At 68.1% G+C, this 14,847-nt stretch carries 15 protein-coding genes; 9 read left to right on the top strand and 6 right to left on the bottom strand.

Going from position 1 to position 14,847, the window contains the following annotated elements:
* The first annotated feature begins 173 nt into the window (after nucleotides 1-173).
* The 7 genes from ABZV91_RS05810 to ABZV91_RS05780 all read left to right on the top strand — a co-directional run bounded on the left by ABZV91_RS05810 (nucleotide 174) and on the right by ABZV91_RS05780 (nucleotide 7,088).
* Nucleotides 174-1,109: a TauD/TfdA family dioxygenase gene (locus ABZV91_RS05810; protein WP_355235992.1), complete on the top strand. Its 936-nt coding sequence runs from the start codon at nucleotides 174-176 to the stop codon at nucleotides 1,107-1,109.
* 393 nt (nucleotides 1,110-1,502) lie between these two features.
* Complete coding sequence (locus tag ABZV91_RS05805) at nucleotides 1,503-2,147, top strand: ABC transporter permease subunit (RefSeq protein ID WP_355235989.1); 645 nt, start codon at nucleotides 1,503-1,505, stop codon at nucleotides 2,145-2,147.
* 64 nt (nucleotides 2,148-2,211) lie between these two features.
* Nucleotides 2,212-3,498, top strand: coding sequence for an ATP-binding cassette domain-containing protein (locus ABZV91_RS05800; RefSeq protein ID WP_355235986.1), 1,287 nt, complete (start codon nucleotides 2,212-2,214; stop codon nucleotides 3,496-3,498).
* Complete coding sequence (locus tag ABZV91_RS05795) at nucleotides 3,495-4,232, top strand: ABC transporter permease (RefSeq protein ID WP_355235983.1); 738 nt, start codon at nucleotides 3,495-3,497, stop codon at nucleotides 4,230-4,232. Before ABZV91_RS05800 ends, ABZV91_RS05795 begins: the two co-directional genes overlap by 4 nt.
* Nucleotides 4,229-5,215, top strand: coding sequence for a glycine betaine ABC transporter substrate-binding protein (locus ABZV91_RS05790; RefSeq protein WP_355235980.1), 987 nt, complete (start codon nucleotides 4,229-4,231; stop codon nucleotides 5,213-5,215). The genes ABZV91_RS05795 and ABZV91_RS05790 overlap by 4 nt, the downstream gene beginning before the upstream one ends.
* Before the next feature lie 168 nt (nucleotides 5,216-5,383).
* Nucleotides 5,384-6,427 (top strand): NAD(P)/FAD-dependent oxidoreductase, encoded by a 1,044-nt coding sequence (locus ABZV91_RS05785; RefSeq protein WP_355235977.1) that lies wholly within the window; start codon nucleotides 5,384-5,386, stop codon nucleotides 6,425-6,427.
* Nucleotides 6,428-6,509: 82 nt separating this feature from the next.
* Nucleotides 6,510-7,088 (top strand): pyridoxamine 5'-phosphate oxidase family protein, encoded by a 579-nt coding sequence (locus tag ABZV91_RS05780; RefSeq protein ID WP_355236203.1) that lies wholly within the window; start codon nucleotides 6,510-6,512, stop codon nucleotides 7,086-7,088.
* A gap of 325 nt (nucleotides 7,089-7,413) precedes the next feature.
* Here the strand turns inward: ABZV91_RS05780 and ABZV91_RS05775 are convergent, their stop codons facing one another.
* Both ABZV91_RS05775 and ABZV91_RS05770 read right to left on the bottom strand, forming a co-directional pair.
* Nucleotides 7,414-7,935 carry an STAS domain-containing protein gene (locus ABZV91_RS05775; protein WP_355235974.1) on the bottom strand — a complete coding sequence of 174 codons (522 nt, stop codon included), beginning with the start codon at nucleotides 7,933-7,935 and terminating at the stop codon, nucleotides 7,414-7,416.
* 285 nt (nucleotides 7,936-8,220) lie between these two features.
* Complete coding sequence (locus ABZV91_RS05770; RefSeq protein WP_355235971.1) at nucleotides 8,221-9,435, bottom strand: phospholipase D-like domain-containing protein; 1,215 nt, start codon at nucleotides 9,433-9,435, stop codon at nucleotides 8,221-8,223.
* A gap of 462 nt (nucleotides 9,436-9,897) precedes the next feature.
* On the opposite strand from ABZV91_RS05770, the gene ABZV91_RS05765 reads away from it, so the two are divergent.
* Complete coding sequence (locus ABZV91_RS05765; RefSeq protein ID WP_355235968.1) at nucleotides 9,898-10,161, top strand: hypothetical protein; 264 nt, start codon at nucleotides 9,898-9,900, stop codon at nucleotides 10,159-10,161.
* A gap of 104 nt (nucleotides 10,162-10,265) precedes the next feature.
* Complete coding sequence (locus ABZV91_RS05760) at nucleotides 10,266-10,853, top strand: DUF308 domain-containing protein (protein WP_355235965.1); 588 nt, start codon at nucleotides 10,266-10,268, stop codon at nucleotides 10,851-10,853.
* 65 nt (nucleotides 10,854-10,918) lie between these two features.
* Here ABZV91_RS05760 and ABZV91_RS05755 read toward each other — a convergent pair whose 3' ends face one another.
* The 4 genes from ABZV91_RS05755 to ABZV91_RS05740 form a co-directional block, all read right to left on the bottom strand.
* Nucleotides 10,919-12,379, bottom strand: a complete 1,461-nt coding sequence (locus tag ABZV91_RS05755; protein WP_355235962.1) for a DHA2 family efflux MFS transporter permease subunit — start codon at nucleotides 12,377-12,379, stop codon at nucleotides 10,919-10,921.
* 236 nt (nucleotides 12,380-12,615) lie between these two features.
* On the bottom strand, nucleotides 12,616-12,936 hold the full coding sequence (locus ABZV91_RS05750) for a hypothetical protein (protein ID WP_355235959.1): 321 nt from the start codon (nucleotides 12,934-12,936) through the stop codon (nucleotides 12,616-12,618).
* 56 nt (nucleotides 12,937-12,992) lie between these two features.
* Nucleotides 12,993-13,874 carry an alpha/beta hydrolase gene (locus ABZV91_RS05745; RefSeq protein WP_355235957.1) on the bottom strand — a complete coding sequence of 294 codons (882 nt, stop codon included), beginning with the start codon at nucleotides 13,872-13,874 and terminating at the stop codon, nucleotides 12,993-12,995.
* Nucleotides 13,871-14,554: a TetR/AcrR family transcriptional regulator gene (locus ABZV91_RS05740; protein ID WP_355235954.1), complete on the bottom strand. Its 684-nt coding sequence runs from the start codon at nucleotides 14,552-14,554 to the stop codon at nucleotides 13,871-13,873. The genes ABZV91_RS05745 and ABZV91_RS05740 overlap by 4 nt, the downstream gene beginning before the upstream one ends.
* Nucleotides 14,555-14,847: the final 293 nt, after the last annotated feature.

The raw sequence follows: 14,847 nt of genomic DNA, 5'->3' as shown, positions 1-14,847 counted from the left end.
GTGGGTGCCGCAGGGGACGGTCCGACCGGGTGCGCGGTCTTCCCCGGCAGGGGCGGCGGCCGGTTCGCCGCAGGGTTGTCCATTGCGATCCCGGTGACCGAAACCCTGGTCGCGGCGGTCCCGCGCTGGTTTCATCCGACTCGATCGTCCGATTCGAGCGAGAGGCCCCGGATATGCCCGTCGACACTGTGGACACTGCTACCACCGTGCAGGTGACCAAGCTCGGTACCCATATCGGCGCGCGGATCGACGGGGTCCGGCTCGGCGGCGACCTGTCCCCGGAGGCCGTCGCCGGCATCCGCGCGGCGCTGGCCGAACACAAGGTGATCTTCTTCCGCGGCCAGGACCACCTCACCGAGGACGGGCAGTACGAGTTCGCGGAATTGCTCGGCACCCCGACGACCCCGCATCCGACTGTCCGATCGGCCGGGGTGAAGAGCCTGGCCATCGATTCGCGCCACGGCCGTTCGAACAGCTGGCACACCGATGTCACCTTCGTCGACCGGGTGCCGAAGGCGTCCATCCTGCGCGCGGTCGTTCTGCCGAGCTACGGCGGGTCGACCACCTGGGCCTCCACTGTCGCCGCGTACGACTCGCTGCCCGAGCCGCTGCGGCTGCTGGCCGAGACCCTGCGGGCGCGGCACACGAATCTCTACGACTACGCCGCGACCGCCGAGGACAACCCCGACGAGGGCGCCACCGCCTACCGGCGCGAATTCGAGTCGAGCTATTTCGAGACCGAGCACCCGGTGGTGGAGGTGCACCCGGAGACCGGGGAGCGGGCCCTGTTGCTCGGCGGATTCGTGCAGCGGTTCGTGGGCCTGTCCGGCACCGAATCGCAGGCGCTGTTCCGGCTGTTCCAGGACCGGATCACCCGCCTGGAGCACACCACTCGCTGGAACTGGGCGCTGGGCGACGTCGCGATCTGGGACAACCGGGCCACCCAGCACTACGCGATCGACGACTACAACGGCGCCGAACACCGCCGGCTGACCCGGATCACACTGGCCGGTGATATCCCGGTGGGAGTCGACGGGAGACGCAGCACCGTGATCTCCGGCGACGCCGAATACTATTCGGCGGTCGGCGCACCGGCCCGCGCGGCGTAACCGCGCTCGCCCGGCCGGACGGTCGCCGAATGACGTTGCCGCACAGTATTTACGGTATCGGCCGCGGACGTCGCCCGATATCCGGTCCGGTGACATCGGCCGGCCCGGGAGGTCGCGGCGGATCACCGGTACGCCGAATGTCTTCCCGTTCGGCCGCGCACCGCCGCGATTGTTGTGGATTCCCGGTGAGTGAAACCCTGGACAACGCGGCGCCGTCTCGTATCGCCGCCGGTAGCGGTCCCGGACACGCACGGTGGTGGCGGCGGGGCGTCGTTTCCGTCGCGCGCCTTCCCTATTCGACCGGGTGGTATCGATTAACCTTTTACAGCTCGCGCGTCCGATGACTCCGCACGGATGGGCGCCGAACGATTTCCGGCCGACGATGGGAATCCCGTGAATTTGTGGAGCTATATCCGAGGTCGGGGGGAGCTGCTGACGTTCCTGACGTATCAGCATGCCTCCTTGGCGTTCCAGACGGTCCTGGCCGGGACCGTCGTCGCCGTCCTCATCGCCGTCGCGGTCTACCGGTTGCCGCTGCTGTCGGCCCTTTCGCTGACCTCGAGCCGGGTCGCGCTGACGATCCCCTCGCTGGCGCTGCTGGCGCTGCTGCTGGTGCCCTTCGGACTCGGCGTCGTCCCGTCTTTCATCATGCTGGCCTTCTTCGCCGCCCTGCCGGTGATCGGCAACGCCATTGTCGGTTTGCGGTCGGTACCGGCCTCGGTCGTCGAATCCGCCCGGGGAATAGGCTTTTCGCGGTTGCGCATTCTGCTCACCGTGGAACTGCCCATCGCCTGGCCGGTGATTCTCACCGGGATCAGAGTATCCACCCAGATGATCGTCGGTGTCGCGGCCATCGTCGCCTATGTGCTCGGCCCGGGACTCGGCTCGCTGATCTTCAACGGGTTGTCCCGGCTCGGTGGGGCCAACGCCCTCGAAATGGCGCTCACCGGGACGATTCTCATCGTCATCATCGCGTTGGTCTTCGACGCGCTCCTCGTCCTGCTCGGACGCCTCACGATCGCGAAGGGACTGTCGTAATGCGATACCTTCGCCTTCGTTCCGGTCTCCGCGGACCGCATGAATTCGCTTCGAAGGAGGCCCCATGACCGGCGATGTGACCGATAGCGATACGGCCACGGCGACAACCGAGCGCACGGTCACCGGCGCCTCGATCACGCTGGACTCGGTCGTGAAGCGGTTCAAGGGTCAGCGCAAGCCCGCGGTCGAACGCCTCGACCTCGACATCCCCGCCGGCGAGATCGTCGCGTTCGTCGGGCCTTCGGGCTGTGGGAAGACGACCACCCTCAAGATGATCAACCGGTTGATCGAACCCACCGAGGGCCGGATCTTCATCGACGGTCGCGATGTCACCCGCGAGGACCCCGACAAGCTGCGGCAGTCGATCGGCTATGTCATCCAGTCCGGTGGGTTGTTCCCGCACTGGTCGGTCGCCAAGAACGTGGGCGCCATCCCGCGGGTGCTCGGCTGGGACAAGAAGCGGATCGCCGAACGCACCGAATACCTGCTCGATCTGGTCGGCCTCGACCCCGCCACCTTCGCCGACCGGCTCCCGAAGGATATGTCCGGCGGCCAGCAGCAGCGCGTCGGTGTGGCGCGCGCCCTCGCGGCCGATCCACCGGTGCTGCTGATGGACGAGCCGTTCGGCGCGGTCGACCCGATCACCCGGGCCCGCCTGCAGGACAGCCTCATCGCGATCCAGCACGAACTGGGCAAGACCATCGTGATCGTCACCCACGATTTCGAAGAGGCCACCAAACTCGGCGACAAGGTGCTCATCCTCTCCGAGGGCGGGCATGTGGAGCAGTACGCGAGCCCGGAGGACATTCTCACCGATCCGGCCACACCGTTCGTGGAGGAATTCGTCGGTTCCGGTGCGAAACTGGCGTATCTGACCGTCTCGCGGGTCCGTGATGTGCCGTCCGACAAGGTGGTCACCGCCCGTATCGGCGAATCCGCGCCGGCGGTGATCGACCGCGCGAAAGCTGCCGGGCACAGCTGGGTGGTCGTGGTGGACGCCGCCGGGCGGCCGCGATCCTGGCCGACGCTCACCGAACTGGAGACCAAGCCCGAGGTCTCCGATTTCCTCGATCGGCGGTTGCCGGTGGTCGCGCGCTCCTCGACCCTCAACGACGCGCTCGACGCCATGCTCGCGACCAGCCAGGGCGCCGCGCTGGTCACCGACGGACGGGGCGCGGTGGTCGGCTCGCTGAGCATCGACTCGGTGACCGAGCTGATCCGGGACAAGCTCGCCGAGGCCCGCGCCGACGAGCCGGACGCCTCCTATGTGACCTACGTCGACGGCACCGATCCGGCGCCGACTCCGGTGGTCGCCGCAGACGACGAACCCGGATCGGTCGAGCAGTCGTGAAACGGCTACGCCGGCTCCCGCTCGATGTGTGGTTCGAACCGCTCATCATCGCGGTCATCGGCATCGGATACCTGCTGTGGTACCGCTCGACGACGTTCACCGCGACCGAGCAGGCCTCGCTGGGCTGGGAGAATCTGCGCAACACGATCGTCGCGCATATCGAACTCACCGTGGTGGCCACGGTCATCGTGGTGGTGATCGCCATTCCGCTGGGTATCGCGCTGACCCGGCCCGCGCTGAAGCGGTTCGAGCCGATCGCGGTGAATATCGCCAATATCGGTCAGGCCGCGCCCGCCGTCGGCCTGCTCGTGCTGTTCACCTTCTGGCTGGGCACCGGATTCCGCACGGCGATCGTCGGTCTCGTCGTCTACGCCGTGCTGCCGATTCTGCAGAACACGATCGTCGGACTGCGCCAGGTGGATCAGCGCACCATCGAGGCATCCCGCGGAATCGGCTACTCCGGCGCCCGGACCCTGCTCCAGGTGGAACTACCGCTGGCGGTGCCGGTGATCCTCAACGGTGTGCGCACCGCGCTGGTCATCCTGGTCGGCACCGCCACGTTGAGCACATTCATCGGCGCCACCAGCCTCGGCACCCTGATCACCACCGGAGTCACGCTGTTCCTGCCCAAACTGCTCATCTCCGGCGCGATCCTGGTCGGACTCCTGGCTTTGACCATCGACTGGCTGGGCCGACTCGTCGAACTGGCCGCGACCCCGCGAGGTGTGGCATGAGTCCGGCACCGGCACGACTGGCCACCACGGTCTCCGTTCTCCTCGCGGCCATCTCGCTACTCGCCGGCTGTGGCCTGGTGAGTTCTTCGGGCACCTTCCACGACGCGCGCCTGCCGGACGGGCAGCGACCGCTGGACGGGGCGAAGCTGGTGGTGACCTCGAAGAGCTTCACCGAGGGGGTGCTGCTGGGCAAGATCACCGCGACCTATCTCGCCGCCGCCGGTGCGCAGGTCACCGATCTCACCGGGGCGCCGGGCTCGGCCTCTTCCCGTCAGGCCCAGCTCAACGGCGACGCCGATATCCTCTGGGAGTACACGGGTACCGGCTGGGTCAATTACCACAACCAGACCGAGACCATTTCCGATCCCCGGGAACTGTGGCAGCGCGTCCACGATATCGAGAAGCGCGACTACGACCTGGAGTGGATGCCCCCTGCCAATTTCAACGACACCTACGCGTTCGGCGCGTCGACTCCCACCGCCGAACGGCTGGGCGTGACATCGCTGTCCGAGGTCGCGGCGCTTCCCGTCGGGGATCGGACGTTCTGCGTCGACGACGAATTCTTCAGTCGCTCCGACGGTTTCATTCCGATGCTGCAGAAGTACGGGATTCCCTACAACGACCCCAACGGAGTTCCGGCGGGTAACGTCACGCGGATGGACGCCGGCGTCGTCTACACGGCGACGGCCAAGAGCGCGCCCTGCAATTTCGGCATGATCTACACCACCGACGGCCGGGTGAAGAACCTGGACCTGGTCGTGCTCGACGACGACCGGAAATTCTTCCTGCCCTACAGCGGCACAGCGGTCGTCCGTGGCGAGATCATCGACCGCTACCCGCAGCTGGCGCCATTGCTCGCCACGATCTCCGAACGTCTGACCGATGATCTGATGCAGGACCTCAACGGCCGGGTCGATATCGACGGCGAGGATCCCGCCGATGTGGCCTACGACTGGTTGAAGAGCGAGAACCTCGTCGAGTAGACCGGATGCGTTGCCCGTCTTGTATGTTGGCCACCGGAGACCGAATGCCCGCCTGTGTCCGAGCGGGTGTAGGAGCGGGACCCCGAGTATCACCCGGCGGAGAGTGGCAGCGGTCGGCTGCCGCCCACCGATCGGTTACGTGCGCGTCCACTCGCCGAAGGAGATCCGATGATCACCATCCTGGGAAGCGGAATCGCCGGTACCGCGCTGGCCGGCTCGCTGGCGAGGGCCGGGCGGCCGGTGACGGTCTACGAGCAGCGCAACGGCGGTGGGGGTGGCGCGTTCCTGATCCTCGACGGCCGGGGCCACCGCAGTCTCATCTCGCTGGGCGTGCCGGAGGCGGAACTGCACGCGGCCTCGTACCCGCTGAGTGAACTGCGATACACCCCCGATGACGGTGTGACGCGCCGGCGGCCCAGCGAGGGACACCGGTTCTGGTTGCGCAGCGATCTGATCGCCGTGCTGAAACGGTTCGCGGTACACGCGGGCGCCGAGATCAGCTACGGCAGCCCGGTCGCCGAGGTGGTGGTCGACGCCACGACCGGGCACACCACCCTGCGTATCGGCGACCGCACCGTGACGGCGCGGGATCTGGTGATCGGTGCCGACGGTATCGACTCGGTGGCGCGCGCGGGCACCGAACCCGGCCGGACCCCGGAGTACGCGGGAGATGTGGTGATCTACGGAATGACCGCGACCCCGGTCGAATGCCCCACCGACCCGTTCGTCCTGCACTTCGATGCCGAGTCGGCCGCCGGCACCCGCCCGGCGGCCACCTTCGGCCATATCTGGCGGCCCGGGGCGGATTCGGCGCTGTGGTTCCTGCGCATCGAACGGGAACCGCTGCCGGTCGCCGATACCGGGATCGTTCCGGTGCGGCGCTGGGCCGAGGCGGTGGTGGAGGCGGCACCCCGCTCCGTGCGGGAACAGACCGCGACACTGGTCGCGGCCACCGAACAGGTCCATGTTTCCAATGCGCGCAATGTCGCACTCGGGACCGCGGCGGTGCCCGTCGCTCCGGTGATCCTGGTCGGCGACGCGGACCACGCCATCACACCCGCGGCCGGCGTGGGCGCGCGAGAAGGTATCGAGGACATCGAAGCGGTGCACCACGCGATCGTCGGTGGTGGCTCTCCGGCCGAGGCCATGATCGCCCGCCGCCGCGCGATAGCCGAGGAGCGCGCCCGGGTGGCCCGCAGAATGCGCGGGTGATCGAAGCCGAGAGGTTTCTCACCTCGTGACCGTCGGTCTCGTCGATACGCTGAGAACACAGGCGATCGACGGTGAGGAAGCCATGGCCAAGGAGTTTTCGCAGCTGGACGGGCCACTGCGACAGTTCATCGAAGCGCAGGCGATGTTCTTCGTCGCGACGGCGCCGGCGGACGGCGGGCGGGTCAATCTGTCGCCGAAGGGATACCAGGACACCTTCGCCGTCCTCGACGATCACACGGTGGCCTACCTCGATCTGTTCGGCAGCGGCGTCGAAACCATCTCGCATCTGCGCGAGAACGGGCGGATCACCCTCATGTTCTGTTCCTTCACCCGCAACTCCCGGATCCTGCGCCTGTACGGGACCGGCCGGGTCGTGCGTCCCGACGATCCGGAGTTCGCCGGTCTCCGAGAGCATTTCGGTCTCGGGCATCCGGGGATCCGGGCGGTGATCGTGGTGGCCGTCGACCGTATCGCCGATTCGTGCGGGTACGCCGTCCCGTATTACGAACTCGTCGGCGAACAGCCGGTACTGGACGCACACCACGCCCGGCAACCGGACGAGAAGTTCGCGCGCCGGATCACCGGGGACAACGGCCACAGTATCGACGGACTACCGGCGCTGGACCTCGACCACCCGGTGCCCTCCCAGGTGCCACGCTGAACCAGGACGCGCTTCCCGCGGTGACACGCTCGTCCGAACCCCGCGTGCCCCGCTCCTGCGGCGGTGCGCCGTCCGGGCGAGCCCGGTCGACCCGGAATGCGGCCGGAGGACACCTCCCGCGGTGAAGTAGTTGCCCTGCCGGGAGGTTCACCGCACCGGCCCGGGCGGATCTCGCCCCCCAAGGTGGCGGGTCACGGTCCGGCGAGCCTGCGCGCGGCGGTATCCGATGCGGGCACCACGGGTGAGGCATCGGTTGCACGCCGCAGCCGTGACGCCGGCGGGGGGTGGTGGCCGATCACCGCGCCGGGCCGGGCCCGGACGTCCGTCAGGGCGTCCGGGCGATCGCTGCGGCCGGGGTGGCGCCCGGGCCGGTCAGGTCGCGCGTCCGCTCCTTCCCCGGTTTCTCCGAAACCACCTCTGGGGTCCGGTCCCGGAGGTGAACGGCGGTCAGCGCGCTCACCACCGTCGAGCGCACCGGCAACCGCGCGGTGCGGGTATCGGCGCGGGCTATCCGGGCGATGGCCAGCTCGGCGGTGACCAGGAAGATCTCGATCCCGTCGCGCCGGTATTCCCGCGCCGCCTCGGACAGCGCGGCGAGGCTGCGCACCGACAGGAAATCGAGTCGGGTGGCGTCGACGACGAGCGCACCCCTGGACGTGGTCACCGTATCGGCGGCGGCACGCACCTGCTGCCGCCACAACGCCAGCGTGAAGGCATCCGCCTGCCCACGGACGGCCAGCAGGACGACGTCCCCACGGCGGCGGACCCGGAAACTCAGCTGATCACGAGGCGACCGCCAGGGTGCCGAGGCGGAAGGCGGCGGGCGGTGAGCATAGGGACGGTTCATACTGCACTCGAATCGGCTCGGGACGCGTGGCGCGTCCTGATGGGAGCGGCCCTGTGCTCTCAACGCCGGCTCATGACCCCCCTCGCAGCCTAGGCGTCCAGGCCGGTAGCGGCAGTGCCCCCGCCGAACTCTTCGTTTCGTGGACCTACCCGCTGTGCGATACCGACCGCGTTCCGGCCGGGCCGGGCCGCCTACTGGTCCGGCCTCCGCCCCGACGGAGCCGGTCCGGAAGCGAAGCCACTGCCTTCGTTTCCTGGCTGTGTTCGCGAGTCGCCGGTGGGTGCCTCACAGGTATCGGCGGATCGGCCACATCGCGACCTCCCGGACGCGCTGCGTGAGCGATCGGCGCTGCCAGCGTGTTTCCTCGATCAGTTCGCTGACCGCCGCGTCGGCGTCGAAATGCTCGTCGAGCGTGGCGGTGAACTGTTCGTCCAGGACCACGAGCATCATCTCCTCGTCGTGGTCCAGGGAGCGCCGGTTGAAGTTCGTCGATCCCACCAGGGCCGCGATCCCGTCGACCGTGATGACCTTGGCGTGCATCATCGTCGGTTGGTATTGCAGGATCGTCACCCCGCAGGCGAGCAGGTCGCTGTAGAAATGCTGCCCGGCCAGCTGGCAGACGCGTTTATCGGTGTGCGGGCCGGGCAACAGGATCTCGACCTCCACCCCGCGTCGCGCGGCGGCGCAGAGGAGTTCGATGAAGTAGGCGTCCGGCGAGAAGTAGGCCGTGGCCAGCCGCAGCCGCTGCTCGGCCGATTCGATGACCACCCGCAGCAGGGTCTGCATATCCTGCCAGCCGAGGCTCGCCGACCCGCGAACCACCTGGACGACCGCCGAACCGTGGTGCTGCTGTGGTGCGAAGCGGTCCCGCTCGTCGAACAGGGCGTCGTGGCATTCCGCCCAGTTCTGCGCGAAGGCGGCCGCGACGCCGTCCACCGCCGGGCCCTCGATCCGCACATGGGTGTCGCGCCATTCGTGCTCGTTGCGCGCGTCGCCGCACCACTCCTCGGCAATGCCCACTCCGCCGGTGAACGCGGTCCGTTCGTCGACGACGAGCACTTTGCGGTGACACCGGTGGTTCTGCTTGAGCGGCGACAGGGACAACGGTCTCCGGAACCAGGCGACCTGGACGCCCGCGCGTTCCATGAGTGTCAGCAGGTCTTTCTCGATCGACCGGCTGCCGAAACCGTCCAGCAGCAGTCGCACCCGGAGGCCGGCCTCGGCGCGCTCGGCGAGCGCATAGGCGAACTGGCGAGCGATATCGCCCTGCCAGTAGACGAAGGTCATCATGTCGACGGTGTGCTCGGCGTCCCGGATGGCGCCCAGCATCGCCGGGAAGATCTCGTCGCCGTTGCGGAGCGCGACCAGCGCGTTCCCCTCGGTGGCGGCGACCCCGAGGAGCCGTTCCAGTCGCCTGCGCATCCGGACCGCCGCGGTGGGGGACTCCGCTGATGGCGGCGCCGACTCGGCCGGCTCGCGCAGATCTCTGGTACTGGTCACGATGAACTCCTCTGCCTGCACACCACCGCCCGCACCCGGCAGGGGCGCTTCCCGGTGTGCTCCGACCTTAACCGGTGGTACTGCCTCCGCTACGCGGTGCCCTGGGGTGATCACAGGTGCGCGGAACCACCTACGCGGGCGATACCCGATCACTTCGGCGAAGTATCGCCGCCGACGGGAATCACATCCAGGCCCGGTGTGGGTTCCCGGTCGCGCGTGCCCGCCGGGCCGGTGCGGTCCGGGGCCGAGCCGACGGCCGGTCGGCCCACCCGGTAGTAGTGAGAGTGTGGTCTACATCGATCTGCCGCTCACCGAGGACATCCGGGCCGCGGTCGCCGCGTCCTGGGGGTACGAAGGCGACAGCGAACGACTCCACGGTGGCGAGGAATCGGCCGCATACCGTGTGGGTGAGGTGGTCGTGCGAATCGGATCGCCGCGGCGCGACCCGCGGGAGGTGGAGTGGTGCCACGGGATCGCCACCGCCGCGCGCGCCGTCCCGGAGGTCGTGGCGCCGCTGCCCCGCGCGGACGGATCGACGGTGGAGGTGACGATATCGTGCTCGCCCAGCTCATGCGCCACCGGTTGCGCCGGGAAGCGGTCTACTTCGGCATCGCCGTCGCCCGCGGGGTCCGACACGACGAGGACGATCTCGAATATCACCGGCAGCGGCTGGCGGCCTCCCATCGGCTCCGGCCGAATCCGCACCACCGGCCGCCCGGCCTGTAGGACTCGCGGGTGAGTGGACGGTCCGTGCCGGTCAGGTCGTCACCGTAGCGTTTCGTTTCCGGCGAATCATCAGCAATCGTCCGGTGGCGTCATATCATGCCTGTATGACATCCAGCGATACGCAGTACGAGGGGCCGTTGCATCAACTGGCCCGCAGCGCGTGGCAGGCGATGTTGGTCATCGGCGTGGTGTCGGTGGTCGTCGGTGTGATGGTGCTGGTCTGGCCCGGTCCGACGATCGTGGTCCTGGCCGTACTGTTCGGTATCTACCTGCTGGTTTCGGGCGTCTTCCAATTGGTCGCCGCGTTCGGTGGTCACGTGTCGGGCGGCTGGCGGGCCATGTTGATCGTCAGCGCGGTGCTGTCGTTCATCCTGGGTTTCTTCGCGCTACGCCATCTCGGCGATGCGATTCTGCTGATGGCCCTGTGGATCGGTATCGGCTGGATGTTCCGCGGTGTCACGGTGCTGGTCGCCGCCGCCGACGCGCCCTCGGGTACCTCCGGGCGCGGTTGGAACGTCTTCTTCGGCATCGTGCTGCTGATCGGCGGTGGGATGTTGATCGTCTGGCCGTTCAACTCCGTCGCGGTCCTGACCCTGGTGGCCGGTTGGTGGTTGATCTTCACGGGTGTCGTGGAGGTCATCGGTGCGTTCCAGGTGCGTGGCCGGGCGAAGGCCACGCCGAATGTCCTCTGATCTCGCCCTGCGGCAATCGTTCGGCAATCGCTACCGCGGCCTGCCGGATACGGCCGGGCCGGTGCTCACCGCCCTACTGCCCGGCGCCGGGGCAGCAGCAGCGCGGGGATCAGGGCCAGCGCGATCATTACCGGGGCGATCAGGTAGGTGTGCCGGAAGGCTTCCGCCAAGGCGGGAGTCAGCGCGGCCCGCTGCGCCGGGTCCATGCTGTGCACGGCCTGCAGCCCGCCGTCCGCCGGTAGTAATGCGGCCAGGGTCACCGATGTCGCCGCGGTGCCGAGGGCGAGTGCGGTGGTGCTGATCATGTTCAGCACCGTCGATCCCGCGGGCTGCTGGTCCCGGTGCAACGGCCGGGTCGCGGTCGTCAGCACCGGCATCATGGTGCCGCCACCGCCCGCGCCCATCAGCAGCATGGTGGCGGCGAGAGACCAGTACGGCGCGTTCGCGTCGAGCTGGATCACGAACAGCACGAAACCGGCGAGCGCCAGCGAGATCGAGCCCGGCAGATAGCGACCGGGCGGAATCCGGTCGATCAGCCTGCCCGCCACCTGCATGGTTGCCCCCGATGCCAGCGCGAACGGAATGCCCAGCGCACCGGCCACCAGGGCCGATTCGCCGCGCACCACCTGGAAGTAGAGGGGCAGCAGCAGCATCGATCCGAAGTAGCCGCTCGCGAACAGCGCCAGCAGCGCGGCCGCCGTGCCGGTGGTCCGATGGCCGAGCACCCGCAGATCCAGCAGTGGCACCGGAATGGTCAGTGAGCGGCGCACGAACGCGGCCACGAGCCCGCCGCCCACGACGAGGGGTGCCCATACCGCCGGGGTGGTGAAACCGGCGTGTTCACCCGCGGCGGTGACTCCGTAGATCAGCAGCGCCAGCCCCGGTGACATCAGTAGCAGGCCGACGACATCCAGAGCGCGCGGCGGTTCCGGTGTATCGCCGGGCAGCATCTTCGCCGCCAGGAGCAGAACCAGTGCGCCCAGTGGCAGATTGATGAAGAACATCCACCGCCACGACACCTCGTCGATGAGGTAGCCGCCGATCACCGGGCCCAGCAGCGGGCCGACCAGCACGGCCAGTCCCAGTGTGCTCATCGCGCGGCCCAGCCTCTCCGGGCCCGCGGCGCGCAGCAGGATCGTCATCGCCACCGGCATCAGCAGTCCGCCGCTCGCGCCCTGCACGACACGGAGCGCGATCAGCGACTCGATGTTCCAGGCCAGCCCGGCCAGCGCCGAGCCGCCCGCGAAGAGGGCGACCGCGGCCAGATACAGCCTTTTCGCCCCGAAACGGCCGACCAGCCATGCCGAGGCCGGCACCACCGCGCCGAGCGCGAGCGAATACCCGGTGGCCACCCACTGGATCGTGCTCAGACCGGCGTGGAACTGCACGGACAGTTTGTTGATGGCGACATTGACGATGGTCTGATCGAGTGTCGCCATGATCGCTCCGACCACGAGAACCAGTGCGATGGTCAGCGGATTGCGGGTGTCGGCCGGTGGCGGCGGTGTCGTCTCGGTGGTGATCATTGCCCTGGCTTTCGGTGCGGGTGGGTCGGCGCGTCGGTGGCGCCGGGTCGGAGGACCCTGCCGAAAGCCTGTAACCTCAATTAATATTGAGGTCAATCCGGTGTGAGAAAAGCGACAGCCGAAAGACGAGCGCCCGCGTATTCGTGCGGGGTTCTCGGCGGGTGCGGTAGATGGTTCGGATATCGGCCCCGCGGTACCCGGGCTCCGGCGGCCCGGGACCGCGTCCGGGGGGACGATTATCGAGCGGAAGCCGACCAGCCGTAGTGGGTCGCGGTACGCCCCGCCGGGACCGTCGCCACGGGTGCGCCGCTGCAGTCCGGGGAGTTGTAGACGCGGAAATCGCGAGTGCTGCGGTTGTCGAACCGGATATCACGCGCGAAACCGCTCGCCCAGCAGGCATCGAGATCGGACAATTCCAGGGTGTTGTCGACGATCACCACTTCCCGGCCGTCACCGAAACCGGCCGATCCGGTGGGAAAAGCGGTCGCGGCGGGAGCGGTCGCGGTGACTGCGGCGATTGCGAGAAAAGCTGCGAGAGAATATTTTTCGTGTTTCATGTGCCGAATCGTAGCCGGGCTCCGGTTCCGATCCGGAATTGCCACCGGGGGTCGGTTCACCGGTGTTCGATTCGACCGAGGAATTGTTCGGCCACGCGCACGAATTCGGCCGGCTGGTCATACGTGACGATATGACCGGCACCGGGTAGCGTGACGAGCTCCCCGCCGGGTGCCGCCGTGGCGGCGGCGGCGAGCTCGGTATGGCCGACCAGTGTGTCGTGTTCGCCGCGAATCCAGAGGCTGGGCACCTCGAGACCGGGTAGTTCGGTGAGATAGTTCAGCCGCATGCTCCAGGGGCCGTACGCGTCGACCATCCAGTCGTCGAGCGCGGGTTCGCCGTACCGGGCCTTGGCGTGCGCTTCGGCGAGGACCTGGTCGACAATCGTGTCGAAGCCGGGTGTATCCACTCCGGCGGTGAGGCTGCCGATCATGGACTTCCGAAGTGTTTTCGGGCTACCGGCGAGGTATTTGCTCGTGAGTTTCAACAGTCCGGGTGTATTGATCATCGCCCAGGTGACGAACTGGGCCCGCCGCTTCGCGCCGATACCGCCCGGTCCGATCGCGACTAATGCCGAGACTCGTTCGGGGTGGCGCAGGGCGTATCCGACACCGAGCCCGCCCCCGAGCGACAATCCGATGAGCGCTACCCGGGGGAGCGCCAGTTGCTCGAGCAGGTCGTCGAGGAAGTCGTCGAAGAACCCGCGGTCCAGGCGGCCGTGCCATGGTCTGCTGGCCCCGTGCCGGGGCAGGTCGATCGCATGGACCTGGTAACTCGCTGCGAGGCGGTGCGCGACATCGCGCCAGACGCCTTCGGCGGTGTCGAGCATACCGCCGTGCAGGAGCAACACGGGACTACCGTGGTCGCCGGATCGGTAGTGGCGGACCGGGCCGCCGCGAACGACGAGGTCGGTATGAGAGGCGAAAGCGGTGATGGTCATCGGGGGTCCCCCGGCCGAGCGAGTTGATCCGACAGTTGATCGAGCAAGGTGAGCTGGGCGCGGCGGGCCGCGGCGGCGTCCACCGGCCCGCGGCCGGCCAGTCCGCGTCCCGTCAGATCCGCGAAGAGTGCGACGACATCGCCGAACTCCGCCGGGCTCCCCGCGTCGAGGACACCCGGGGCGTTGATCAGGCCGACGGTGAAGAAGCCGAGCATTCGGGTGATGGTCTCGCTCGGCACGGTGTCCACGACCACTCCGGCACGTTGCAGTCGTTCGATGTACTCGGCGAGCCAGCCGAAACGCACGGCGTAACGCTGGTCGGTGACCCCGCGGACGTGTTCGCCGAGGACCGCGTCGTCGCCCAGATACAGCGCACGCATGAGCGGTTCGGACAGCAGCGCCTCCACGCCGAACCGGTACACGGCGGGTAGATCGACCACGCCGTCGGCGTCGAGTACCTGTTGGTGAACCCGTGCGGTCATCCGGCGCATGCTGCGGCCGAGGACGGCGTCCAGGATGGCCGCTTTGTCGGCGAACTCGCGGTAGACGGCGCCCTTGCCGATACCGGCGCGTTCGGCGATATCCGCGACCGTGGTGTGCGGCCAGCCGGTTTCGAGGATCAGATCGGCGGCCGCGGTCAGGATCTTTCCGCGCCGGTCGGGGACCAGGGGGCGGGGCATATAACTCCTACTGTAGTGACCAAAATTCGCAATCTGGTCACTAAAGTACCCGCTGCGGGCTGAGAATCGATATGCCGACTGTGCCGACCCGGAATTGCCAACAGGATGCCGACCGTTTCGAAGCAGGGCACCGGGGACGGTCGCTACGCGGTTTCGGGGCACGCCCGGTCACTCCCGCGGGCAACCGGATGCCGGTAGCCTTCTGTGTGCCAGGGGCGGGGATTCGATGAATACAGCGACGGGAGCGATGTCCGAGAGGGGTCGCCGATGGCTACGAAAGCGGGGCCGACGCC

This window comes from Nocardia sp. NPDC004568, assembly GCF_040609955.1.
Classification (GTDB): Bacteria; Actinomycetota; Actinomycetes; order Mycobacteriales; family Mycobacteriaceae; genus Nocardia.
Note: the sequence above shows the minus strand (reverse complement) of the source record. Positions and strands in the feature narration are given on the sequence as shown.

What these genes read in the sequence shown, in the direction of transcription:
- ABZV91_RS05755 (WP_355235962.1), bottom strand. Translation starts at nt 12,379, where the DNA reads ATGATCACCACCGAGACGACACCGCCGCCACCGGCCGACACCCGCAAT.
- ABZV91_RS05800 (WP_355235986.1), top strand. Translation starts at nt 2,212, where the DNA reads ATGACCGGCGATGTGACCGATAGCGATACGGCCACGGCGACAACCGAG.
- ABZV91_RS05745 (WP_355235957.1), bottom strand. Translation starts at nt 13,874, where the DNA reads ATGACCATCACCGCTTTCGCCTCTCATACCGACCTCGTCGTTCGCGGC.
- ABZV91_RS05760 (WP_355235965.1), top strand. Translation starts at nt 10,266, where the DNA reads ATGACATCCAGCGATACGCAGTACGAGGGGCCGTTGCATCAACTGGCC.
- ABZV91_RS05740 (WP_355235954.1), bottom strand. Translation starts at nt 14,554, where the DNA reads ATGCCCCGCCCCCTGGTCCCCGACCGGCGCGGAAAGATCCTGACCGCG.
- ABZV91_RS05750 (WP_355235959.1), bottom strand. Translation starts at nt 12,936, where the DNA reads ATGAAACACGAAAAATATTCTCTCGCAGCTTTTCTCGCAATCGCCGCA.
- ABZV91_RS05780 (WP_355236203.1), top strand. Translation starts at nt 6,510, where the DNA reads ATGGCCAAGGAGTTTTCGCAGCTGGACGGGCCACTGCGACAGTTCATC.
- ABZV91_RS05785 (WP_355235977.1), top strand. Translation starts at nt 5,384, where the DNA reads ATGATCACCATCCTGGGAAGCGGAATCGCCGGTACCGCGCTGGCCGGC.
- ABZV91_RS05775 (WP_355235974.1), bottom strand. Translation starts at nt 7,935, where the DNA reads ATGAACCGTCCCTATGCTCACCGCCCGCCGCCTTCCGCCTCGGCACCC.
- ABZV91_RS05790 (WP_355235980.1), top strand. Translation starts at nt 4,229, where the DNA reads ATGAGTCCGGCACCGGCACGACTGGCCACCACGGTCTCCGTTCTCCTC.
- ABZV91_RS05810 (WP_355235992.1), top strand. Translation starts at nt 174, where the DNA reads ATGCCCGTCGACACTGTGGACACTGCTACCACCGTGCAGGTGACCAAG.